General features: G+C 34.8%; 19 protein-coding genes. 12 read left to right on the top strand and 7 right to left on the bottom strand.

All coding sequences use genetic code 11. The annotated features are described in order from the left end of the window. Nucleotides 1–2 precede the first annotated feature (2 nt). Nucleotides 3–293, bottom strand: coding sequence for a hypothetical protein (locus J8H85_RS17115; RefSeq protein WP_209656672.1), 291 nt, complete (start codon nt 291–293; stop codon nt 3–5). 176 nt (nt 294–469) lie between these two features. Here J8H85_RS17115 and J8H85_RS17110 point away from each other — a divergent pair, with 176 nt between their 5' ends. Together J8H85_RS17110 and J8H85_RS17105 are read left to right on the top strand one after the other, a co-directional pair. Beyond that, nucleotides 470–2,155, top strand: a complete 1,686-nt coding sequence (locus J8H85_RS17110) for a M23 family metallopeptidase (RefSeq protein ID WP_209656671.1) — start codon at nt 470–472, stop codon at nt 2,153–2,155. A gap of 17 nt (nt 2,156–2,172) precedes the next feature. After that, nucleotides 2,173–4,635, top strand: a complete 2,463-nt coding sequence (locus J8H85_RS17105) for a TonB-dependent receptor (RefSeq protein ID WP_245243848.1) — start codon at nt 2,173–2,175, stop codon at nt 4,633–4,635. Nucleotides 4,636–4,638: 3 nt separating this feature from the next. On the opposite strand, the gene J8H85_RS17100 is transcribed toward J8H85_RS17105, so the two are convergent. Then, complete coding sequence (locus J8H85_RS17100) at nt 4,639–6,069, bottom strand: hypothetical protein (protein WP_209656670.1); 1,431 nt, start codon at nt 6,067–6,069, stop codon at nt 4,639–4,641. Nucleotides 6,070–6,201: 132 nt separating this feature from the next. Beyond that, nucleotides 6,202–7,344: a cysteine desulfurase family protein gene (locus J8H85_RS17095; RefSeq protein WP_209656669.1), complete on the bottom strand. Its 1,143-nt coding sequence runs from the start codon at nt 7,342–7,344 to the stop codon at nt 6,202–6,204. Between the two features lie 102 nt (nt 7,345–7,446). On the opposite strand from J8H85_RS17095, the gene J8H85_RS17090 reads away from it, so the two are divergent. After that, the gene (locus tag J8H85_RS17090) at nt 7,447–8,370 is read left to right on the top strand and encodes a hypothetical protein (RefSeq protein WP_209656667.1); all 924 of its coding nucleotides are present in this window, start codon (nt 7,447–7,449) and stop codon (nt 8,368–8,370) included. On the opposite strand, the gene J8H85_RS17085 is transcribed toward J8H85_RS17090, so the two are convergent. Further along, a complete protein-coding gene (locus J8H85_RS17085) occupies nt 8,367–8,930 on the bottom strand; it encodes a Smr/MutS family protein (protein ID WP_209656665.1) in 564 nt (187 codons plus the stop codon). The genes J8H85_RS17090 and J8H85_RS17085 overlap by 4 nt on opposite strands. A 5-nt stretch (nt 8,931–8,935) precedes the next feature. Further along, on the bottom strand, nt 8,936–9,124 hold the full coding sequence (locus J8H85_RS17080) for an LPXTG cell wall anchor domain-containing protein (RefSeq protein ID WP_209656663.1): 189 nt from the start codon (nt 9,122–9,124) through the stop codon (nt 8,936–8,938). 178 nt (nt 9,125–9,302) lie between these two features. Between J8H85_RS17080 and J8H85_RS17075 the strand changes: the two genes are divergently transcribed. From J8H85_RS17075 to J8H85_RS17065, 3 genes are all read left to right on the top strand, one after another. Continuing rightward, entirely contained in the window at nt 9,303–11,231 is a 1,929-nt protein-coding gene (locus J8H85_RS17075) for a T9SS type A sorting domain-containing protein (protein ID WP_209656661.1), read from the top strand. Between the two features lie 63 nt (nt 11,232–11,294). After that, nucleotides 11,295–11,582: a DUF2752 domain-containing protein gene (locus tag J8H85_RS17070; protein WP_209656659.1), complete on the top strand. Its 288-nt coding sequence runs from the start codon at nt 11,295–11,297 to the stop codon at nt 11,580–11,582. Nucleotides 11,583–11,593: 11 nt separating this feature from the next. Further along, a complete protein-coding gene (locus J8H85_RS17065) occupies nt 11,594–11,926 on the top strand; it encodes a CCC motif membrane protein (protein ID WP_209656657.1) in 333 nt (110 codons plus the stop codon). A gap of 71 nt (nt 11,927–11,997) precedes the next feature. On the opposite strand, the gene rocD is transcribed toward J8H85_RS17065, so the two are convergent. After that, on the bottom strand, nt 11,998–13,242 hold the full coding sequence (gene rocD / locus J8H85_RS17060) for an ornithine--oxo-acid transaminase (protein ID WP_209656655.1): 1,245 nt from the start codon (nt 13,240–13,242) through the stop codon (nt 11,998–12,000). A 305-nt stretch (nt 13,243–13,547) separates the two neighbouring features. Here rocD and rlmD point away from each other — a divergent pair, with 305 nt between their 5' ends. From rlmD to J8H85_RS17030, 6 genes are all read left to right on the top strand, one after another. After that, nucleotides 13,548–14,957 carry a 23S rRNA (uracil(1939)-C(5))-methyltransferase RlmD gene (rlmD, locus tag J8H85_RS17055; protein WP_209656653.1) on the top strand — a complete coding sequence of 470 codons (1,410 nt, stop codon included), beginning with the start codon at nt 13,548–13,550 and terminating at the stop codon, nt 14,955–14,957. 81 nt (nt 14,958–15,038) lie between these two features. After that, on the top strand, nt 15,039–15,575 hold the full coding sequence (locus J8H85_RS17050) for a DUF6452 family protein (protein ID WP_209656651.1): 537 nt from the start codon (nt 15,039–15,041) through the stop codon (nt 15,573–15,575). Beyond that, nucleotides 15,541–16,272, top strand: coding sequence for a DUF6048 family protein (locus J8H85_RS17045; protein ID WP_209656649.1), 732 nt, complete (start codon nt 15,541–15,543; stop codon nt 16,270–16,272). The genes J8H85_RS17050 and J8H85_RS17045 overlap by 35 nt, the downstream gene beginning before the upstream one ends. Nucleotides 16,273–16,319: 47 nt before the next feature. After that, nucleotides 16,320–17,207, top strand: coding sequence for a carbon-nitrogen hydrolase (locus J8H85_RS17040; RefSeq protein WP_209656647.1), 888 nt, complete (start codon nt 16,320–16,322; stop codon nt 17,205–17,207). 45 nt (nt 17,208–17,252) lie between these two features. Next, nucleotides 17,253–18,290, top strand: a complete 1,038-nt coding sequence (locus J8H85_RS17035; RefSeq protein ID WP_209656645.1) for an agmatine deiminase family protein — start codon at nt 17,253–17,255, stop codon at nt 18,288–18,290. Nucleotides 18,291–18,616: 326 nt separating this feature from the next. Next, the gene (locus tag J8H85_RS17030; protein WP_209656643.1) at nt 18,617–23,023 is read left to right on the top strand and encodes an Ig-like domain-containing protein; all 4,407 of its coding nucleotides are present in this window, start codon (nt 18,617–18,619) and stop codon (nt 23,021–23,023) included. A gap of 92 nt (nt 23,024–23,115) precedes the next feature. Here J8H85_RS17030 and J8H85_RS17025 read toward each other — a convergent pair. Beyond that, nucleotides 23,116–23,430 (bottom strand): transposase (locus tag J8H85_RS17025; protein WP_209656641.1); only part of this gene is annotated, 315 nt, incomplete at its 5' end.

Here is a 23,430-nt window from a genome sequence, read left to right as displayed (position 1 = left end):
ACCTAATCGGATAATTGAGCTATACAATGATCAATATCTCTAATTAATGCATTTATTTTAAGCTTAGTTTCTCTTTTATTATCGTCACTACCAAGTATTGTATTTGCCATTTTAAGCGCCTCATACTTTTCTTCCCAAACAGCAATATGCTTTTTTTGAGATAAAATTTCTTGCTTTGAAACCTCTAATTCTTCATTCAATTTCAAGTTAGCAAGCTTCAAAAGCTCTAGTTTGTGTAATACCTTGCTAATTTTGTTTTCTAAAGAATCTACAATATCTTCAATATTACTCATTTGCAAATTTCAATACTTATCTCACAAAGTTAACATACCTGCTTATATATTACAATTGTTTTTTAATAAAATTTTAAATTTTTCGTTATTAGCCAAAATCATAGTATGGTTCGATTTTTGTTTTATTCTTTTGCACATTAATAACTTATTAATATTTTAGCATCAACTACTTTTATATGCGATTCATCCTTTGTTTTTTTTTGGTCTTCTCAACATTTTCCAACTCTCAAAATAATTATCCGCAAGATTATTTTAGATCTCCGTTAGAAATTCCTCTTATACTTTCTGGAAATTTTGGTGAGTTACGCTCTAATCATTTTCATTCTGGTTTAGATATTAAAACACAACAGCGCGAAGGTTTAAAAGCTGTAGCCTGTGCAGATGGATTTGTAAGCAGAATTAAAATTGCACATTTTGGTTATGGTAAAGCGTTGTACATCACACATCCAAACGGTTACACAACGGTTTATGGCCATTTACAATCCTTCTCGCCCGAAATAGAAGCCTATATCAAAAAACAGCAATATGAAAAAGAATCTTATGAAATAGAGTTATTCCCCAGTGCAGAAACTTTGCCTGTTACTAAAGGCAGTTTGGTTGCCTATACTGGAAATACGGGTGGTTCTGGCGGACCTCATTTGCATTTTGAAATTCGTAACAAAGAAGAGCATCCCATAAACCCCATGCTTTTTGGCATTGATATTAAAGATAATTCAAAACCCATCGTTAGTTCTATTTATGCATATGCACTAGATGAAAATGCGACTGTAAATAAATTAAGTTCGAAACAAAAACTACGCCTTATCCCTTTAAAAAGTGGTGATTATACCACCGAAAGTATTGAAGCCTACGGAAATATTGGTTTTGGTATAGAAACGACTGATAGACAAGATTTAGCAGCAAACTCCAATGGTGTTTACAACATGCAAACTTTTTTAAATGGCAACCAAAATTTTGAAGTAGACTTTAGCGAGTTTTCATTTGATGAATCGTCATGCATCAACCAGTATATAGATTACGAACATTATATTAATAGCAGACAGCGCATTCAGAAATTATTCAAAAAAAATAATCCTCTAAGCTTGCTAAAACCCACATTAAATGATGGTATTTTAACAATTAAAGATAGCACGTCTTCAGTTTATAAAATTCGCGTTTCCGATTTTAAAAACAACGAAACCTTTGTTACAATAAATATTAAAGGAAAAAAGCCAACCAACTTTAATCCAAAGCCCGGAAAAACAACACCTTACTATATCACAGCAAATCAATCGACCAATTTAAAATTGGGAAATGTGTCTGTCGATTTTTACCCAGATACTTTCTATGAAAATTTTTATATTGATTTTGATGTGAATAATGACACCTTGAACTTGCATAAAGATGTGGTTCCAACCCGAAAAAATTTCACCATAAAATATGATATTAGCAATTACAAAGATGCCGACAAAGACAAATTGTATATTGCCAGATTGGTAGGTTATAAAAAATATCCGGTGTATTCATCTACGCAAAGAGATGGCAATATATTGTCTACAAGCACTAAAACATTGGGCACTTATGCTTTGGCTACCGATACTGTTAAACCAACTATTTCCGCTATAAATTTTAAGGACGGGCAATGGTTAAGCAATTACAGGTTTTTAAAAGTTAAAATTGATGACGCAATTTCTGGAATTTCTAATTACCGAGCTACTGTAAGCGGTAAATGGATTTTAATGGAATATGATTATAAAACCGACACACTTACATACGATTTTAACGATGGAATTGTTACAGATACCAAGAACGATTTTAAACTAATTGTAACCGATAATGTTGGAAATAGTACTACTTTTGAAGCAACATTTTTTAGGAAATAAAACATAACAGCAACCATTTGAAAACAAATTTTTACGTTTTTACTCTTGTATTTTTTTCGATTATTCTTATTGGTTATTCGCAAACAGCTACCATAAAAGGTGTTATTTTAGACCAAAACAATGCCCCTATTGCAAACGTAAATATTAAATCTGACACCAAAGGAACAGTTAGTAATGCCAACGGTTTTTATATTTTAGAAATTCCGGCAAACCAAAATGTCTCTATAGAATTCACACACCTTGCCTTTAAAAAAATAGTAAGTTCATTCAATTTAAAAAATGGGGAGGATTATGAATTTAATCCTGTTATGAGTACTTCTGTAGAACAAATAGCTGCCGTAGTTGTAACCAATAAAAGGCAACGCGATGTTGAAGGTATTATCACTTTAAAACCCGAAACCATCAGGAAAATCCCTGGTGCCAATGCAGGGGTAGAAAATTTATTATTAACACTTCCCGGAGTTAGTAATAACAACGAATTAAGCACGCAATATTCGGTACGTGGCGGTAATTATGATGAAAACTTAGTATATGTAAATGATATAGAAGTGTACAGACCCTTTTTAGTGCGTTCTGGCCAACAAGAAGGTTTGAGTTTTGTAAATACCGATATGGTGCAGAATGTCGATTTTTCTGCAGGCGGTTTTCAGGCTAAATATGGCGATAAATTATCGTCCGTTTTAGATATTACCTATAAAAATCCGTACCAATTTGAAGCGAATGCCGATTTAAGTTTATTGGGCGGCAGTTTCTCCATTGAAAACATTAGTAAAGATTCTAAGTTTTCTGGTATTTTGGGACTTCGTTACCGCGATAACAGTTTATTGGTAGATGCCAAAGAAACTGAAACCAATTTCAAGCCTTCGTTTGCCGATGCTCAGGCTTATTTCACATATAAATTCACGAGTAAATTTCATTTAAGTTTTTTAGGAAACGCTTCCATCAACAAATACAATTACGAACCGCAAACCAGACAAACCAATTTTGGCACACTTGCCGACCCAATAGCGCTTTTGGTATTTTATGAAGGACAGGAAAAAGACCGTTACCAAACCTATTTTGGTGCCTTTAAAGGAACGTATTTTGCAAATGATGATTTAACTTTAAAACTTATTGCTTCCAGGTATTATACCTCAGAAGAGGAATATTTTGATATTTTGGCACAATACCGTTTGGGAGAAGTAAATTCGAATATAGGTGATGAAAATTTAGGCGAGGTTGAATTTAGCCGAGGTGTTGGTGCGCAATTGAACCACGGAAGAAACGATTTAGATGCTTTAATTACCAATATTGAGCATAAAGGCGATTTCAACATTAACGATAACCGTATTGAATGGTCTATTAAATATACCAATGAAGATATTCGCGACCGTTTGGTTGAATGGGAAGTGATAGATTCGGCAGGATTTTCAATAAGACCTCCAAAAACAATTCCCGCAAACGAGCAACCTTATGTGCCCTATAGTGGCCCATTAGAACCATTTACAAATGTAAGAGCTACCAATTACACGCAAATAAACCGACTGCAAGCCTATGCACAATGGAGCAAACGTGCTACTTTAGGCAACAGCGATGTTTGGTACAATGCTGGTGCTCGTGTGCATAATTGGACTGTAAACGGTGATGGTATTTCATCAACAAATCAAACCGTATTTAGTCCACGTGCACAATTCGCCATAAAACCTTATTGGGAAAAAGACATGCTTTTTAGAATTGCGGCTGGAATTTATTACCAACCACCTTTTTATAGAGAGCTGCGTGATGCCGATGGTGTGGTGCAACCCGACGTAAAAGCGCAAAAATCGTTTCACTTGGTTTTAGGAAACGATTATAGTTTTAAAATGTGGGACCGACCTTTTAAACTAACTTCTGAGGCTTATTACAAAAACCTTTCAGATGTAAACGCATACACTTTGGAAAATGTACGTATTCGATATGCAGCCAACAACAATGCAAAAGCCTATGCCTATGGTTTGGATATGCGATTGAATGGTGAATTTGTACCTGGAACCGAATCGTGGTTTAGTTTTGGCTATTTAAAAACGGAAGAAAATATTGATGGTAAAGGCTATATTGCACGCCCTACAGACCAACGTTTAAAGTTTGCCGCTTTGTTTCAAGATTATGTACCCAATGTACCTAATATGAAACTTTATTTAAACCTAGTATATAACACAGGGTTACCAGGTGGCTCACCAAGTTATGCCGACCCATACGAATACCAAAACCGCTTACCCGACTATAAACGAGCCGATTTAGGTTTGCAATTCGTGTTGGTTGATGCTAAAAAACAATTTAAAAGCGGTTGGAAAAAACCATTTAAAGAACTCTCGTTCGGTTTTGAAATTTATAATATTTTCGATGTACAAAACTCCATTACCAATACGTGGGTACGCGATGTTTATACGAAGCGTCAATACGCCATTCCTAATTATTTAACACCCCGTGTTTTTAATGTTAGAACTACGATGAAGTTTTAAAATTTATCTAGCAATCAAATTCATTGATACCATTAATAAACCACCGCCACCACTAAAGCGTTCTGCCCAAACTTCTACATAATCGCCTGGTGATAGTTCTACCGTTCCAACAACAGCTGCTGCACCAACATCATCATTTTCTCCATTCTCCCTGTAAACTTTAGTTTGCTCTATTACCGTACCATTCTTTGCAAGATAAAAAATAAAAATAGTTCTATTAGAATCCCCTTGAAATGATAAACTAGCTGTAATACCAAAATATCTTGTTTTTTTACCTTCGTAGATAATCTTATTACTACCATCTTTGGTAAATCGAAACAAACTATTTGAATCTGTTGTTCCTGTTATTTTTTTTCTACTACTTGTTCCTGTTCCTGTAAATGAAATAGAAGTCCCTGAACCTACTGGTGACTCAAAATTAATATCGCCAGTGGCAACACCATCTGTTTCTACGGGAATACCTGGACAATTTACGTCCCAGTCAGTTGTAAAATTATAACCTGGGTAGGTTCCTCCAACATATCCTTTAACATGATCACCTGCTCCAGATATATTAACTCCAGTTAAAGATGCCGATAAAGTAATTATAGGATCTGCACTAACATCAATTCCTATATCCCCTCCTTCTACAACAATTCTTCCATTAGCAATTTGCAGGTTACCAAAAGTTCCTGATAATGTTAAACAAGTTCCAGTATTGTTTGTCCAAAAAATATTTTGAACAAAAAAAGAATTAACATTTGAAACAGCCAAACCATCATCACTGCCCACAATTTGTAAAACTGAAAAGAAAACTACACCTAAATCACTTAAAGTTCCAATAGATGATGCTGAAGTTATAACAACACTATAACATATAACATTTTCTACTCCAGTACCTGTTATATCAAAAACTTGTTGTCCATTACCATTAATCAACAAGTCTTTCATTCTCCCGCCTTTATTTCCACTAAACAATGCGCCTCCAGTACCATTAACAAGAATATCTTCTCCTGTATCTTCACCAATTAGATTAGCTCCGTTTAAATCTATCGGAAAATCAAATATTACAGTGCCATTAATTTCATATAAATAATCTTCATTCAATACATATTTTCCTCCTACTAATTCATCAGCTAAATCAGCAACACTTTTTACTAGCTTATAATTATCCCTAGTTACTGAACCTTCTAGTTTCACCCATACGGCACTGTCAAAATAATAAAAGGCATCGTCATCGGTATCAAAAACCAATAAACCTTCAGCTGGAGAAGCTATACCTGTTCTCTGAGCAGTTGTCATTCTAGGTGTTAACACCCCTTGACTGTCTGAAGTAATATCTAAAATTGAAGAAGGATGTGGAGATGTTGTACCTATACCAACCTGCGCATAAATACATTGTTGAAAAAAAAACAAAAAGGTGATTCCTGCAAAAAACGGCATAAGTCTTCTCATAGTAATATAATTTGGGTTATAAATGTGAGAGACTTATTAATATGACGCAATTTAATAAAAATATCGATGAAAAGCTATTTTCAAGGCATGAAAAACAATATTGATGATATTAATGCTGTATTATAATGAAATTTAATTTGAAAATTCCTTCAAGACCGTCATAACGTAATCAACTTCTTCCTTGGTATTGTAAATACTAAATGAAAACCGAATGGATGGTTTTTGCAAATCATCAGCATTTAAAATTTCAGTCAATACATGCGAGTTTTGATTGCTTCCACTTTGGCAAGCACTTCCTTTAGAACAGGCTATTCCTTTTAAATCCAATTGAAATAATAACATGGCTGCTTTTTTTGGTGGTATGGGTAAACATACATTTACTAAGGTGTAGGTGCTTTTTTCCATATTCCCAGACTTTCCATTAAACGTGGCATTGGGCAATTCGCTTTCAACTTTATTAATAAAGTATTGTTTTAAATCTTTTATGTAAGCAACTTCGGTAGCCATATAATCATGGGCACTTTTTAATGCGGTTTCTAAACCTACAATATTATGAACGCTTTCAGTACCTGCACGAAGTCCTCGCTCCTGCTCGCCTCCATAAATAAGAGGTTTTAATGCTGAATTTTTCCTGATGAATGCAAAACCAACACCTTTTGGCCCATGAAATTTATGTGCTGCAGCGGTAATAAAATCTACTGGAATATCTTGCAAATCCATTTTAAAATGACCAACAGACTGTACCGTATCGCTATGAAACAATGCATTGTTTGCTTTACACAAGGAAGCAACACGTTTCAAATCTAAAACATTACCAATTTCATTGTTAATATGCATTAAGCTTACTAAGGTCTTATTTTCATTTTTCAAAAGGGTTTCTAAATGTAAATAGTCAATCTTTCCGTTGGGCTTCAAATCAACATAACTAACCGCTATTTTATAATCTTTAACCAATTGGTCTATGGTATGTAAAACCGCATGATGTTCAATTTTAGAAGTAATAACGTGCGTTACTTTCAAATCTCTAACAGCACTGCACAATATTAAATTATCGGCTTCGGTACCTCCAGAAGTAAAAATAATTTCACTAGCTGAAACGTTCAAATAGCCAGCAACAGTTTTTCTTGATTTTTCAATTAAAGCTTTTGAAGACCTTCCAAAACTATGTGATGAAGATGCATTTCCGTAATTGGTTCTCATTACTTCGGTCATTGCAGAAATTACTTCTTCCCGTATTTGTGTGGTAGCGGCATTATCAAAATACACCTGTTGCATGTCAGTTTTTTTTAGATTGTAAAAATACTTAGAATAAAATTATTATCAATATGCTGCGTTATAAATAACAATTCGTTTATTTTTGCCTAAAACCCAAGCCGAATGCGTCCATTATTTTTTATTCTTTTTAGTCTTTCAATTTTAAGTTTTTACACATGTGATGATGGTGATGTTATTACCGTTGATTTTGACTATGATGAAACATTTCAGGTTTGTGGAACCGATGGTTTGGTATTTTACAAAACAAAAAACGATCCATCAGAATCTTTATCCATTAGAATTACAGAACTTGATAGTATTGGCGAAATACTTGTTGTTGATTCTCTTACTAACACCTATGAAGCCGATTTTGCTTTAAGTGCTACAAACGTATTTAATTATAGAACCTATAGTAATACCACATTACCCACATCGGGCTTATTTTGTAGTGATGTGCCTCTTTCTTCTGTTAAAATTATTAAAGATATTGAAAGTACTAGCGGAAATGTGCACATTAAAACAGTACTTACCGAAGATGATAATGATGGCATTCCTGCAGAATTAGAAGATATTAATGGTAATGGCGATTTAACCGACGATGATACTGATGGTGACGGAATTCCTAACTATTTAGATGAAGACGATGATGGCGATAACGTACTTACAAAAAATGAAAGCCCCGACCCAAATGGTGATGGCGATTTAAGTGATGCCTTAAATACTGATGGAGATGACGACCCAAACTACTTAGATGATGATGATGATGGTGATGGTATTTTAACCCGCGACGAAGAAAATCAATCTCCAGACCAAAATCCCGGAAACGATATTAGTTTAGATGGTATTGCCGATTATTTAAACCCTGCCGTTGCAACAAAAACACAGGCCACCAAATATAGACAGCATACTATTTATCAGACTTATGTGGTTACGCTTACAGTGTCTAACTTCGATTTGCAAATAATATCCTTAGATGTTTTTGATTTTGGTGTTTTAGATGATAGTGATTTATCAACCTCCAGAAAAATAACACCGCCTTTTAATTAGTTGCTAGGTGCATTCTGAAAAATATAAACTTCGGTAGCTCCAACACCATATTTTTGGTAGTTGGCATCATAGAATTTAATATTATTGTAACGTCCAAACAGGTATTCTAACTCAACTTTTAGCACACCTTCGCCCACGCCATGTATAAAAACTATTTTTTGAATGCGTTTTGAAATAGCAAAATCCAATTGGCGTTTTGCAGTATCCAATTGCAGCGTTAGCATGTCATGATTACTCATCCCTCTTGATGATTTCACCAATTGGTTGATGTGCAAATCCACTTCCATAGTAGGCTCAAAACGGTCTTTAGCTTTGGTTTTAGGTTGTTTTCTTTTGGCTGATTGCTCCTTTTCTTTTTTAGCCGAATTTATGCTTGCATACGAAAGCATGTCTTTATTTATACTGCTTTTTGAAGTCTGTTTAACCAACTCTTCACTTTCAAAATCAAGCAAAAAGCCATCCGTAGTTTCAACAGTAATGGTATTACCCACTATTTTTTTTACAACACCTTGCATCGCTTCATCCAAAACCAAAACTTTATTGCCTACTTCAAAAATCATTATTATTAATTTTCATCATTATTCAAATCTTCATCTTCATTTTTACTTGGAATGGTTTTAGAAATTCTATAAATCCCTACCATAAGAAGTACAATACCTCCAATTAAAATATATTGGTTCTGCTCTGTTCCTGTTTTAGCATAAATAGCTACAATAGCACCAAGCACTATCATTATATAGTTAAAATATTTCATTATTAATATGTAAATTTAGAACTCTAAAATTACAATAATTTATTATAAAATAAGAGCCTACACTTTACATTAAACCATCTATTTTATTCGATTAAAAGCAATTTATAACGATTAAATTGCAAATAGATCAGTTTTTAATATGAAAATAGTTATATTTGATTGAATTAATTATTACCCCATGAAGTACAAATCCTTAATTTCACTTTTAATTTATACAAAAATTAAAAAGTTACCTAAACCATTTATAGGTTTGGTAATGTTTTTGTCTTTTGCTGATATTAGTTTTTCCCAAGATTTGTATGTAGGTAATAACACGTATTTGTACGCTAAAGATGTTGTAGTAACTGTTACTAACGACATTAGGTTAGAAACACCAACCTCAAACTTGTATTTTAGAGGTGATGCGCAACTCTATCAAATTGCAGATGTAAAGAACTCTGATGCGGGCAATTTCTCAATATACCAAAACCAAACAACAAATATTTATGAATACAACTATTGGTGTTCTCCTGTTGGTGTTAGTGTTGATGGTACTACAAAAACGAACGTCGATTTTAACGGTTCCAATATATACGATCCCGTAGATGCTACAGATTTAGCCAATATAAATTCAACTTCCTATTTGTACACTACAGCCTATAACGGAACTGCTACAGAATTATCCAGTTATTGGATGCACACGCTAAAAGATGGTGAAGGTTACTATAGTTGGAAAAAAATTTCAAATACAGGAGATGTTGGCACAGGCTATGGATTTACACAAAAAGGAAGCCCCAATATTAATAATGTTTTAGATTTTAGAGGCAGACCAAATAATGGCACCATTACGGTTAGTTGCTCATTTGACGGTGTTGATAATCAACCTAATTCCGGTACTCCTAATTATGCTGAAACCTTAACCGGCAACCCATACCCTTCTGCTTTAGATTTGAAACTATTTCTTATCCACCCCAACAATGATGCAGATTTAAGTGGTGAAATATTTTTCTGGGAACAAAAACAAAAAAACTCCCATTATTTAGTTGATTATGAAGGAGGTTATAGCACTTATGCACCCGGAGATCCTTTTGATTTATTCGATAACGGAAACTATGCAGTCGCCCCTTTTGAAAATTATAATGGCGATGGAAGCACCATTGGCACCACCTCTCTAAACACGACCGATTTTAGTGCCAACAACCAAAGACGCTTTGCCGCTATTGGGCAAGGGTTTGTAATTGCCAGTAATGTTAATGGTGGTGATGCCATTTTTGAAAACTCAATGCGTGTTTATTTTCCAGAGGATTCTAACCCTGGTGGTGACGGCTCTATTTTTGCTAAAAACAAAAACTTAAAAAATAATATTTCAAAAGAAAAAATCATTCCTCAATCCAACAATGGTGTAGATTATAATACCATTGTTAATCAACCTACTATCATTCCTGAAATAAGACTTCATACACATATTGACAATACATTTTATAAGGAAAATGTAATAGCTTTTAGAGAAAGTACTCCAAACAATAATGTTTACAATAAATTTTATGATGCTAGAAACATAAATGAATTAAGTTCAGATGCATATTTAGTTTCTAGTGACAAAGAATTGGTTGTCAAATCCATTAATTATGCCCAAGATGTTAAAATACCTTTTGGACTAAAAACCAGCAAAACCAATTCTAATTTTAGCATTTCAATAAACAGATTAAAAGAAACACCCGAAAGTCTTGAAGTTTATGTTTTTGATAAACTTACAAATGTTTATACTGATGTTGTAAATGGAACTTTTAATATAAATCTTCCAAAAGGGACTTATAACAATCGTTTTGAAATCACTTTCACCAAAAACACACTAAGTACTGATTTTGATGAATTTAAGTCCGTAGAAGTATATCATAACAATAACAGTTCTTCATTAACTATAAACAACCCGAAAGCTATAAATATAGAATCGTTTAAGTTGTTTGATGCTACAGGCAAACTTGTTCTCAATAAAAAAATACGTTCTAAACAAACTACGCAATCTTACTCTACAAAAAGTTTAAGCGATGGTGTTTATATTGTAAACATACTATTAGAAAACGATCAATTTTTCAGTAAAAAAATTATTGTTGGCGGTAAAAAATAGCGGTGCAAAAAACCAACAACACTTCTATAATTTTAATAAATTTGAAAAACTAAAAATTATAGTATGTCTTCTTTAGACGATTACATGTTGCCTTGTTTAAACAAAAAGTTTTTTGGTTTTGAATGCATGGGCTGTGGTTTTCAACGGTCTTTATCCCTAATAATTCACGGTGAATTTACATCTGCATTTTATATGTATCCAGCTATTTATACATTATTATTGCTTTTTGTAATTATAACTATAAATTTTTTCAAGAATTTCAAAAATGCTAATACAATAATTTTTATTTTGGCTGTTTTAAACGCCGTTGTAATTATTGCCAATTTTATAATAAAAACATTTCTAATCTAACAAAAATTTTTATGGAACAACAAAAACTACCAAATTCAACACTCATTTTAGTATTCGGAATCTTATCAATAGTTACCTGTTGTTGCTATGGTATTATTGGTTTAGCATTAGGTATTACAGCTATTATTTTAGCCTCTAAAGCAACTAAACTCTATATAGCAAACCCAGAAATTTATATTGGATATTCAAATGTAAAAACAGGAAAAATACTTGCTATTATTGGTATTGTACTAAGTGTTTTATATTTAATTTTTGTTGTTTGGGTTATATCTGTTTTTGGATGGGATACTATGCAAGACCAAGAATTAATGCAGGAAAGAATGCGTGAATATATGGGACAATAATTTCATTCATATATAGAAATAAAAAAAGCGACCAAATGGTCGCTTTTTTATTGTGTTTTTACTCAACAATATTACTTTTCAAATTGTTTGAGTGTTTTTGTTATAATAGCAACGCAATCCAATAGTTGTTCTTTTGTCATGACCAATGGTGGTGCAAAGCGTATGATATTACCATGGGTTGGTTTTGCCAACAAACCATTATCCCGCAAAGCCAAACAAATATTCCAAGCGGTACCGCTATCTTCTGTATCGTTAATAACTATGGCGTTTAACAAACCTTTACCTCTTACTAAATTTACAATACTGCTTGTTTCAATATATTTATTTAATTCACTTCTGAACAATTGTCCTAAAGCTCCAGCGTTTTCAGCAAGGTTTTCATCCCTAATTACTTCAAGAGCAGCTATTGCAACTGCCGCCGCCATGGGGTTGCCCCCAAAAGTACTGCCATGCGTTCCAGGAGTTAATACATCCATAATATTATTATTTGCTAAAGCAGCACTTACCGGATAAACACCACCACTCAAAGCTTTACCTAAAATTAAAATATCGGGTTTAACATTTTCATGGTCAACTGCCAAAAGTTTGCCCGTTCTTGCTATTCCCGTTTGTATTTCATCTGCAATAAACAAAACATTATGCTGTTCACACAGTGCTTTTGCATGTCTCAAAAACCCTTCACTTGGTACATATACGCCTGCTTCACCTTGAATAGGTTCTACCAAAAAGCCTGCAATGTTTTTGTTGCTTTTTAATACGGTTTCAAGAGCTTCTAAATCATCAAAATCGATATTAATAAAACCATTGGAATAGGGACCAAAATTCTTGTTCGCAGTTTCGTCACTTGAAAAAGAAACAATAGTGGTGGTACGTCCATGAAAATTTTTGTTGCAAACAATAATTTTAGCTTCATGCTCCTTAATGCCTTTTACTTCATAGCCCCATTTTCTGCAAAGTTTAATAGCAGCTTCTACGGCTTCTGCACCAGAATTCATTGGCAACAACTTATCATAACCAAAGTATTCACAAGCAAATTTCTCGTATTTCCCGAGCACATCATTATGAAATGCTCTAGAAGTTAAAGTTAATGTTTGTGCTTGTTTAATTAATGCATTTACAATTTTTGGATGACAATGCCCTTGGTTTACAGCTGAATATGCTGATAAAAAATCGTAATACTTTTTTCCGTTTACATCCCAAACAAATACACCTTCACCTTTACTTAAAACCACCGGTAAAGGGTGATATGTGTTTGATCCGTAACGTTTTTCTAAATCTATCGCTTGTTGCGAAGTTAATTGTTCTAAAACAGCCATTTTAAATAAAATTTTAAATTGATAAAATAACCATTCCTACTGTACCTTTATTCTTCCAAGACCCCAATAGTTATCAGGACGGAAAAGCAGCGTGGGAGAGAAATCATCCCCGGATAGAGGTGCAAGTTAGTGAATATTCTTTGTAGTTACAAAGTTGCAAAGTCACAAAGTTTCAAAGCTTTTTAGATTGTTTGAATGGCCATTTTTTACATAGATTCTATGTTACTTTGCAACTTTGAAACTCCTTAATTAAAAATCGTTAATCAAAAATCGTAAATCGTAAATCGTTTCATTACTTTTGCAGCATGTCAAAAAGAACGAAAAAACAAGCGTTTACAAACGTTGAAGTTTTAGATGCTGGTGCCAAAGGAAAAACCATTGCAAAAGCACCCGATGGAAAGGTTATCTTTCTATCCAATACCGTACCCGGTGATGTGGTAGATGTGCAAACTTTTAAAGCCCGTAAAGCCTATTACGAAGCGAAAGCCACCGTATTTCATAAATTGTCCGATAAAAGAACGACTCCGGTTTGCGAACATTTTGGTGTTTGTGGCGGTTGCAAGTGGCAAGATATGGGCTATGAACATCAACTGTATTACAAACAAAAAGAAGTTACCAATAACTTAACCCGTATTGGGCATATAGAATTACCAGAGATTACGCCTATTTTAGGCTCAGCCAATCAATATTTCTACCGAAATAAAATGGAATTTTCATTTAGCGATAGTCGGTGGTTAACCTTGGAAGAAATTCAATCGGATGCCGATTTGGGCGATAGAAATGCCCTAGGTTTCCACATTCCTGGTATGTGGGACAAGATTTTGGACATTAAAAAATGCCATTTGCAAGCAGATCCTTCTAATGCTATTAGAAATGCGGTGAAGCAATTTGCGCTTGATAATAATTTTGAATTTTTCAACACACGTAATCAAATAGGTTTATTAAGAACCATGATGATTCGTACATCTACTACGGGCGATGTGATGGTGGTCATTCAATTTTTCAAAGAAGATAAAGTAAAACGCATTATGTTATTGGATTTTCTAGCTGAAACATTTCCGCAGATAACCTCATTACAATACATCATCAATGAAAAAGCAAACGATACCATTTACGACCAAGAAGTGATTTGCTATAAAGGTGAAGACCACATTTTTGAAGAAATGGAAGGTTTGAAATTCAAAATAAATGCAAAATCGTTTTATCAAACCAATTCCGAGCAAGCTTATGAATTGTATAAAATAACCCGAAACTTTGCTGGCTTAACGGGCAATGAACTGGTTTACGATTTATATACGGGCACAGGTACCATTGCGCAGTTTGTTGCAAAACAAGCTAAAAAAGTAATTGGTGTTGAAGCTGTTCCTGATGCTATTACCGCTGCCAAAGAAAATGCACAATTAAACGGCATTAATAACGTTGAATTCTTTGTAGGCGATATGAAACATGTGTTTAACGATGCATTTATTACCGCACACGGGCAACCGGATATTATTATTACCGACCCACCGCGTGACGGCATGCATAAAGATGTTGTGCAACAAATACTAAACATAGCTCCTAAAAAAGTAGTGTATGTAAGTTGTAACAGTGCTACACAAGCCCGGGATTTAGAGCTTATGGACGCTATTTATAAGGTAACAAAAACACAAGCTGTAGATATGTTTCCGCAAACATTCCATGTTGAAAATGTTATACTTTTGGAGAAAAGATGATTTAATTTGAAATTGTGTAACTGCGTAACAGTGTAATAAACGAACAAACACATCAACGAATAAACTCTTAATAGAGATTAAATGAAAAAAACGAGTTTACTTTTAATATTATTAACCTTCATTGGAATAGGGATTACAATAAGTTGTGAACGGGATGATATTTGTCCAGAAAGTACACCAACCACACCTAGTTTAATTATTGATGCCTATGATGTTGAAACACCCGAAAACAAAAAAGCCGTAACCAAATTGGTTATTGGAGGTATTGGTAACGATTTTATACTTACTAACGGCATTGTATCTTTATCACAAATAGTGCTTCCGTTAAGAACCGATGCTAACACCACACAATATTCTCTTATTGAAGATGCCTTTGTTAATGATAATGGTACACCAGATGATAGTAGTGATGATTTTTATGATGGTAATACCGATATAATTACTATAAATTATAGCAGAGAAGAAGTATATGTATCTCGCGCCTGTGGTTACAAAACTATTTTTAAAAACGTTACACTTAATCTTGATTCTAATAACTGGATAATATCAAGACAACCTTTAAACGATAATCAATCTGTAGAAGATGAAACAGAAACACATTTTAACATATATCACTAGTTGCCTAACATGTCTGCTTTTATGTTCTGTGTCATTAAACGCTCAAAACGATAGCATTGCAAACACCGTTAAAGATTCCGTAAAAATTAAAGAAAAGTATGGACTGCGTGTGGGTGGTGATATTGGAAAACTTGTCCGTTCCTTTGTAGATGATGATTATACAGGTTTTGAAGTTTCGGCAGATTTCCGATTAAAAAAGCGTCTATACATTGCTGGTGAATTAGGTATTGAAGAAAAACAAACTACTACCGATTATTTAAATATAACCACCAGCGGTAGTTATATAAAAGGTGGTATTGACTATAATTTATACCAAAACTGGCTGGACATGGATAACATGATTTATGCTGGTTTTCGCGTGGGCGCCAGCACCTTCAATCAAAAACTAAATAGCTATACCATTTATACTACCGACCCCTATTGGTCACCCCAATTTTCCTCAACCGATTTACAAGAATTCAACGGTTTAACGGCCTTTTGGGGAGAGCTCATACTTGGCATAAAAGCAGAGTTATTGACCAATTTATATCTTGGCTTAAACGTTCAATTAAAAATTATGGCAAGCCAAACCGAACCTAATAATTTTGAAAACGTATATATCCCTGGGTTTAATAAAACCTATGATAGTACTGGTATAGGTGCAGGTTATAGTTATTCACTTTCATACAGAATTCCGCTTTATAAGAAGGACAAATAGTCTTTTTAAAAAATTATATCTTTGTATTAAATTTTCAATTATTAGTAATGTCCAAAAACAAATATAAAATAGCTGTTCTTCAATTAAATTTGAATGACAAACCTGAAAACAATCTAAAAAAATGCATGCAATGGGTAAAAGATGCTGCCAAACAAGGTGCCGAAGTCATTTTGTTACCCGAATTATATTCAAGTCATTATTTCTGCCAAAGTGAAGATGTTGATAATTTCGCTTTCGCGGAACCTTTATACAGCACATCGTTTATTGCTTTTAGTGAATTGGCTAAAGAATTAGGCGTGGTTATTATTGTACCATTTTTTGAAAAAAGAATGGCAGGCGTGTACCACAACAGTGCTTATATTATTGATACCGATGGTACGGAAGCTGGTTTATATAGAAAAATGCACATCCCAGACGATCCTCATTTTTACGAAAAATTCTATTTCACCCCAGGTGATATAGGTTTCAAATCATTTCCAACTAAAAAAGGAAATATTGGTACGCTTATCTGTTGGGACCAATGGTACCCAGAAGCTGCCAGACTAACGGCTTTACAAGGTGCAGAAGTGTTATTCTACCCTACCGCTATTGGTTGGCATCCACAAGAAAAAGCACAATATGGCGAAAACCAACAAGGTGCTTGGATGAACGTGATGCGTGGGCATGCCGTAGCAAACGGTATTTATGTAGCTGCTGCAAACAGAATTGGTTTGGAAAAATACCTGCCAGATACGAATGGGATTGAATTTTGGGGTTCATCATTTATTGCTGGCCCTCAAGGTGAAATTCTAGCACAGGCTTCGGTGGATAAAGAAGAAATTTTAATTGCTGAAGTCGATTTAAGTTTGCAGGAAAACGTTCGACAAAGCTGGCCTTTTTTACGTGATAGACGTATTGATAAATATGACGAAATCACAAAAAGAGCCATCGATTAAAAATTAAAATCCAAAAATTAAATTCCAAATTCCAATAATTTAAGAATGAAAAATGACTGGATATTTCCTGCTGAATGGGAAAAACAACAAGGTATTTTATTATGTTTTCCACATAACGGTAACGATTGGCCAGGGAAATATGAAGCTGTTCAATGGGCTTTTGTTGAGTTTATTAAAAAAATAGCTTTGGTGGAAGAAGTTTTTCTTGTTGTTGCAGATGAAAAACTAAAAACAAAAGTAACTGGTATGCTGGAAATGGCGCACGTACAGTTAAAAAATATCGCTTTCATTATTCATAAAACCAACCGCAGTTGGATGCGAGATTCTGGCCCCATCATTGTAAAAAAAGGAAAAGAAAGAAAGGCAATCAACTTCAATTTTAATGGTTGGGCAAAATACACTAACTATAAATTAGACAAACATGTTCCTGCAAAAGTGGCAGATTTTTTAAATATTCCTTTAGAACAAGCTATTTTTAACGGTATACCGTTTATTTTGGAAGGTGGCGCTATTGATGTAAATGGAAAAGGAACGCTTTTAACTTCCGAAGAATGCTTGCTTCATCCTACAGTACAAGTTAGAAATGCTGGTTTAACAAAAACAGATTACGAAGCTGCTTTTAAAGCATATTTGGGCATAACAAACGTGATTTGGTTAGGAAATGGCATTGAAGGTGATGATACACATGGACATATTGATGATTTAGCACGTTTTGTGAATGAAGACACCATTATTACAGTTGTTGAACAAGACCCAAAAGATGCTAATTACAAACCGCTTCAAGACAATTTAAAACGACTGCAATCGGCTACTCTAGAAAACGGCAAACAGCCCAATATTGTTACCTTACCGATGCCCAAACGTTTAGATTTTGATGGCATTCGCATACCTGCTAGTTATGCTAACTTTTTAATATTGAATAAAACTGTTTTAGTGCCTACTTTTAATGATGTTAACGACCGTATTGCACTAAACACGATTGCCGAATGTTTTCCAGATAGAGACATTATAGGTATTGGTGCCACCGATTTTATTTGGGGTTTTGGCACCTTGCATTGTTTAAGTCAACAAATACCGCAATAATTAAGTTCTTCACTTTAATTATTCAAAGAACTTTCAAAGTCCTAATTTAATTTAGGACTTTTTTTTGTTAATAATCCCATGTTAGTGTCTTCTTTTTATTAACTGTTGTTTAATCTTACAAATTCGCATATCAAACTTAAATAACCTTCAGAAATCACCATAAAATTGCCAAAATTTAGATACAAAATATAGGCTAAAAAAACAACATTTCATGTTGAATTAAATTAATTAGTTGTATTTTATCGATTTTATTTGCATTTCATGGAGTTTTGTTTTATTATTGTAGAGTAAATTGTTATTAATTTTTAAAACAGTACTCTCTCTCTATGAAAATTGTCTCTCACAAAGCAAGGAGGTCTCTCCTTGCTTTATTTTCAGCTTTTGCTGTAAATTCGTTTTCGCAAACAACAATCTATTCCGAAAACTTCACTTCCAATAATTGGACAGAAACTTCAACGGGTTCTGGAAATGGTGATTGGATTCGAGGTACAGATGCTAGCCATTCTACTGGTGCCACAGGTAAATATTATTATTCAAAAAAATTCGGTTCAGATTATAAAGATAACACCTTTATTACCGCCACAAGTCCTGCCATCAATTTAACCGGTTATAATTCCATTACTCTAGAATTAAAGGTTTGGTACAAAACCGAATCTGAATGGGATGGGATGAAAATTGAATATTCTTTAAACAATGGAAGCAGTTGGAATTCTTTAGGTTCTGTAAGTTCCAATTGGTATAATGATACCGATGTGGATGCTTTTAGTAATAATGAAGATGGTTGGTCTGGAGATAGTAATGGATGGCAAATTAAAAGCATTAGTTTAACCAGCGAAGACATTGGTTTTAATTCTGCAACACAAGCAAAGTTTAGGGTGCTTTTTGCATCTGACGACAGTGTTACTGATACAGGCGTTGCTTTTGACGAATTTATAATTAAAGGATACAACGGCTATTGTCCATCAACGGGCAATACTGAATACAGAACAGGGACAAGGCGCGTTACCTTTAATACCATAGATAAAACATCTCCTTCTGAATTTAATGATTATTCAGATTACACATCTTCTGAATCCACCTCAGTATATAGAAGCTCATCCTATGATTTAACCGTAAAAGTTAATACAGATGGAAATTATACAACCAGAACTTATGTTTGGATTGATTGGAATCAAGATATGGATTTTGATGACCCAGGCGAATCCTATAATTTAGGATCTGCAAACAACGTTTCCAATGGCAACACATCGTTATCTCCATTATCAATAACAATACCTGCATCAGCCACTTTGGGAACAACACGAATGAGGGTATCTACCAAATATAACAGCAATCCCAGCGCATGTGAAATAGGCTTTGATGGTGAAGTAGAAGATTACGGCATCAATGTTATTCCTGTACCAGTGCTATCAACAGGAACCATTTCACCAACAACTTATTGCTCTGGAGCTTCAGTAAGCGTACCATATACCTTTACAGGAACTTTTATAAGCGGAAACGTGTTTACTGCACAATTATCTAATGCCAGTGGTAGTTTTGCTTCACCAGTATCTATTGGAACTTTAACCTCAACCAATTCAGGAACCATTTCCGCAACCATACCAATTGCAACATCAACCGGAAGTGGTTACCGCATACGTATAGTAAGTAATAACCCAGCGGTTATAGGAACTGACAACGGAAACAATATCACCATTACTGCAATTCCAAGCATCACAGGAACAACCCCTAATTCAAGATGCGGCACTGGAACCGTGACTTTAAGCGCAAGTGCTTCGGCAGGAACCATCAATTGGTACGCTAACGCAACGGGCGGGTCATCACTTGGAACCGGAACAAGTTTCACAACCCCAAGCATTTCATCTACCACAACCTATTGGGTTGCTGCTACAAATGGTAGTTGTACAACAGCTACAAGAACATCTGTAACGGCCACCGTAAATAGCATTCCTACCATTACAGGAACAACACCCAATTCAAGATGTGGTACAGGCACTGTAACTTTAAGTGCAACTGCTTCGGCAGGAACCATTAACTGGTACGCTAACGCAACGGGCGGATCATCACTTGGAACCGGAACCAGTTTTACAACCCCAAGTATTTCTTCTACCACAACCTATTGGGTTGCTGCTACAAATGGTAGTTGTACAACAACTACAAGAACATCTGTAACGGCCACCGTAAATAGCATTCCTACCATTACTGGAACAACACCCAATTCAAGATGTGGCACAGGCACTGTAACTTTAAACGCAACTGCTTCGGCCGGAACCATTAACTGGTATGCAAATGCAACGGGCGGATCATCACTTGGAATCGGAACCAGTTTTACAACCCCAAGTATTTCATCTACCACAACCTATTGGGTTGCTGCTACAAATGGTAGTTGTACAACAGCTACAAGAACATCTGTAACGGCCACCGTAAATACCAGTCCTACCATTACAGGAACAACGCCTAATTCCAGATGTGGCACAGGCACTGTAACTTTAAATGCAACTGCTTCGGCCGGAACCATCAATTGGTACGCTAATGCAACGGGTGGATCGTCACTTGGAACCGGAACCAGTTTCACAACCCCTAGTATTTCTTCAACTACTACTTATTGGGTAGATGCTACAAATGGTAGCTGTACAACGGCTACAAGAACATCCGTAACGGCCACTGTAAATACCATACCTACCATTACCGGAACAACGCCTAATTCAAGATGCGGTACTGGAACTGTAACGTTAGGGGCAACTACTTCTACAGGAACCATCAATTGGTACGCAAATGCAACGGGTGGGTCATCACTTGGAACCGGAACCAGTTTCACAACCCCTAGTATTTCTTCAACTACTACTTATTGGGTAGATGCTACAAATGGTGGTTGCACAACAGCAACTAGAACTGCGATAATAGCAACTGTAACTAAAAATTATTGGACCGGTGATATCGACTCTAATTGGAACAACCCTTCAAACTGGTGCGCAGGTGTACCCACAAATGGCATAGAAGCCACACTAAATACATTAATACCTTCAGGATTAACAAATTACCCTATCATTTCCAATGGTACAACTTCAGGATATGTTAAAACCATAGTATTAGAAAGCAATACGACTTTAACCGTGATAGACAATAGTATACGCATTACTGAAAACTTAAAACTTGACGGCAAAATAGATTTAGAAGAAGAATCGCAGCTATTACAAGATTTAGGAAGCACTTTAGATGTAACAAGTTCCGGCATTTTGGAAATGGACCAACAAGGAACCGCAGATACCTATACCTACAATTATTGGTCTTCTCCAGTAGGGAAAAGCAACAGCACAACAAACAACAATAGTTATAAAGTAACAGATATTTTCAAAAATGTAACCTTTTTAACCTCTGGCTACAACGGAACGGCTTCTCCACTTGGTATTGCAGATTATTGGATTTGGAAATTCAACAATCAACTGAGTGGTAATTATGCTTCTTGGCAACATGTAAGAAGTACTGGTACGCTGATTGCCGGTGAAGGTTTTTCTATGAAAGGCCCTGGAACAGGTTCTATTGCTACATGGCAAAACTATGTTCTGGCAGGGAAACCCAACAATGGCAATATTAACTTAGCAATTAATGCTGGTAACGATTATTTGGTTGGCAACCCATACCCTTCTGCGCTGGATGCCGATCAATTTATATTAGATAATGGTACAACCATTGCCGGTCCAGGCTCCACAACCGGCACCTTGTACTTTTGGGAACATTGGGGTGGTGGCTCCCATTATTTAAGAAATTACCAAGGTGGTTATGCTACCTACACGTTGGCTGGTGGTGTTCCTGCAGCAGCTATGGGTACTTCAGACCCTAATGTTGCTACGGGTGGCACACCTACAAAAACACCTGGGCGCTACATTCCTGTGGCTCAGGGATTTTTTGTAACTGCAGAAGCTACGGGAACCATTAAATTTAATAATGGTCAACGGGTATTTCAGGTTGAAGATGGAACCAACTCCGTATTTATGAAGTCAACTAACACCAAAACAGAAAAAAGTACTAATGCTGAAAATAAGGATGTTAGAGAAAAATTAAGACTCACATTTCTTTCTGTAAATACCATTAGAAGACAACTTTTAACCACGGTAGATGCAAACACCTCCATGGGTTACGATTGGGGTTATGACGCTCCTTATATCGATGAACAAATGGATGATATGTACTGGTTAATTGGCAATAACAAATACACCATTCAAGGTATAAATACCATAACTGAACAAACCATACTACCTTTAGGCATTCACACAAAAACAAAAGGTTTGAACACTATTTCCATTTATAAAACTGAAAATACAGCAAGTGATTTAAAAATTTATCTTCATGATAAAAAATTAAACCTATATCACAATTTGAAGGACAGCAATTATCAAGTTTATTTGGAAGCTGGCAGTTATTTAAGCAGGTTTGAAATAACGTTTTCAACACCACAAACACTTGACGTAGAAAACCCATCAATCGCCAACACGACGACCATAGACGTTTATTTTTCAAATGAAGATAAAAATATTATTATTCAAAACCCTCATTTGAAAAACATTAAAACAACCGAAATGTTTAATATGCTAGGTCAGTCTGTTCTTAAAATTGAAACAAATTCAAATGAACCTATTATAACCCATAAAAACAAATTCATGAGTGCAGGAACATACATTATAAAACTAAAAACAGATAATGGCATTGTTTCTAAAAAAGTATGGATAGAATAAGTTTGAGTTAGTCGCTTTGTTTCATTATTCAAAATACTTTTTAAAAGAGGCTGTCTGAAAAGTGCATTAAGTTTTATTTGTCAGGTTGATTTCTATGATAAAACCAAATTATTTTTATAAATAGTTTGGTTTTTTATTACAGCAAAAATACGGTAAATGATTTTATTTCTCACGGCGTTTAACACAGACATTTTATTTTTGCCCTCACTTACTTTCCTACGGTAATAATTGCCCAAATCATTTTTAAGCCTTATAGCACTCAAAGCCCCTAAATGCAGAATGCTTTTAATTGATTTATCAGCATAGAATGACACTTTTGGTTTTCTGTAAATCGAGCTTCCCGATTGGTGCTCAAAAGGGACTACCCCAGAGAAGCAGGCCATTTTTCTTGGTTCTGTTATTTTGGT

This window comes from Mariniflexile gromovii, assembly GCF_017814435.1.
Taxonomy (GTDB): Bacteria; Bacteroidota; Bacteroidia; order Flavobacteriales; family Flavobacteriaceae; genus Mariniflexile; species Mariniflexile gromovii.
This window is presented reverse-complemented; position numbering and strand designations above follow the sequence as displayed.

Bases quoted from the DNA above. Each gene is read 5' to 3' on its own strand.
- J8H85_RS17115 (WP_209656672.1), bottom strand. From the start codon at position 293: ATGAGTAATATTGAAGATATTGTAGATTCTTTAGAAAACAAAATTAGC.
- J8H85_RS17110 (WP_209656671.1), top strand. From the start codon at position 470: ATGCGATTCATCCTTTGTTTTTTTTTGGTCTTCTCAACATTTTCCAAC.
- J8H85_RS17100 (WP_209656670.1), bottom strand. From the start codon at position 6,069: ATGAGAAGACTTATGCCGTTTTTTGCAGGAATCACCTTTTTGTTTTTT.
- J8H85_RS17095 (WP_209656669.1), bottom strand. From the start codon at position 7,344: ATGCAACAGGTGTATTTTGATAATGCCGCTACCACACAAATACGGGAA.
- J8H85_RS17090 (WP_209656667.1), top strand. From the start codon at position 7,447: ATGCGTCCATTATTTTTTATTCTTTTTAGTCTTTCAATTTTAAGTTTT.
- J8H85_RS17085 (WP_209656665.1), bottom strand. From the start codon at position 8,930: ATGATTTTTGAAGTAGGCAATAAAGTTTTGGTTTTGGATGAAGCGATG.
- J8H85_RS17080 (WP_209656663.1), bottom strand. From the start codon at position 9,124: ATGAAATATTTTAACTATATAATGATAGTGCTTGGTGCTATTGTAGCT.
- J8H85_RS17075 (WP_209656661.1), top strand. From the start codon at position 9,303: ATGAAGTACAAATCCTTAATTTCACTTTTAATTTATACAAAAATTAAA.
- J8H85_RS17070 (WP_209656659.1), top strand. From the start codon at position 11,295: ATGTCTTCTTTAGACGATTACATGTTGCCTTGTTTAAACAAAAAGTTT.
- J8H85_RS17065 (WP_209656657.1), top strand. From the start codon at position 11,594: ATGGAACAACAAAAACTACCAAATTCAACACTCATTTTAGTATTCGGA.
- rocD (WP_209656655.1), bottom strand. From the start codon at position 13,242: ATGGCTGTTTTAGAACAATTAACTTCGCAACAAGCGATAGATTTAGAA.
- rlmD (WP_209656653.1), top strand. From the start codon at position 13,548: ATGTCAAAAAGAACGAAAAAACAAGCGTTTACAAACGTTGAAGTTTTA.
- J8H85_RS17050 (WP_209656651.1), top strand. From the start codon at position 15,039: ATGAAAAAAACGAGTTTACTTTTAATATTATTAACCTTCATTGGAATA.
- J8H85_RS17045 (WP_209656649.1), top strand. From the start codon at position 15,541: ATGAAACAGAAACACATTTTAACATATATCACTAGTTGCCTAACATGT.
- J8H85_RS17040 (WP_209656647.1), top strand. From the start codon at position 16,320: ATGTCCAAAAACAAATATAAAATAGCTGTTCTTCAATTAAATTTGAAT.
- J8H85_RS17035 (WP_209656645.1), top strand. From the start codon at position 17,253: ATGAAAAATGACTGGATATTTCCTGCTGAATGGGAAAAACAACAAGGT.
- J8H85_RS17030 (WP_209656643.1), top strand. From the start codon at position 18,617: ATGAAAATTGTCTCTCACAAAGCAAGGAGGTCTCTCCTTGCTTTATTT.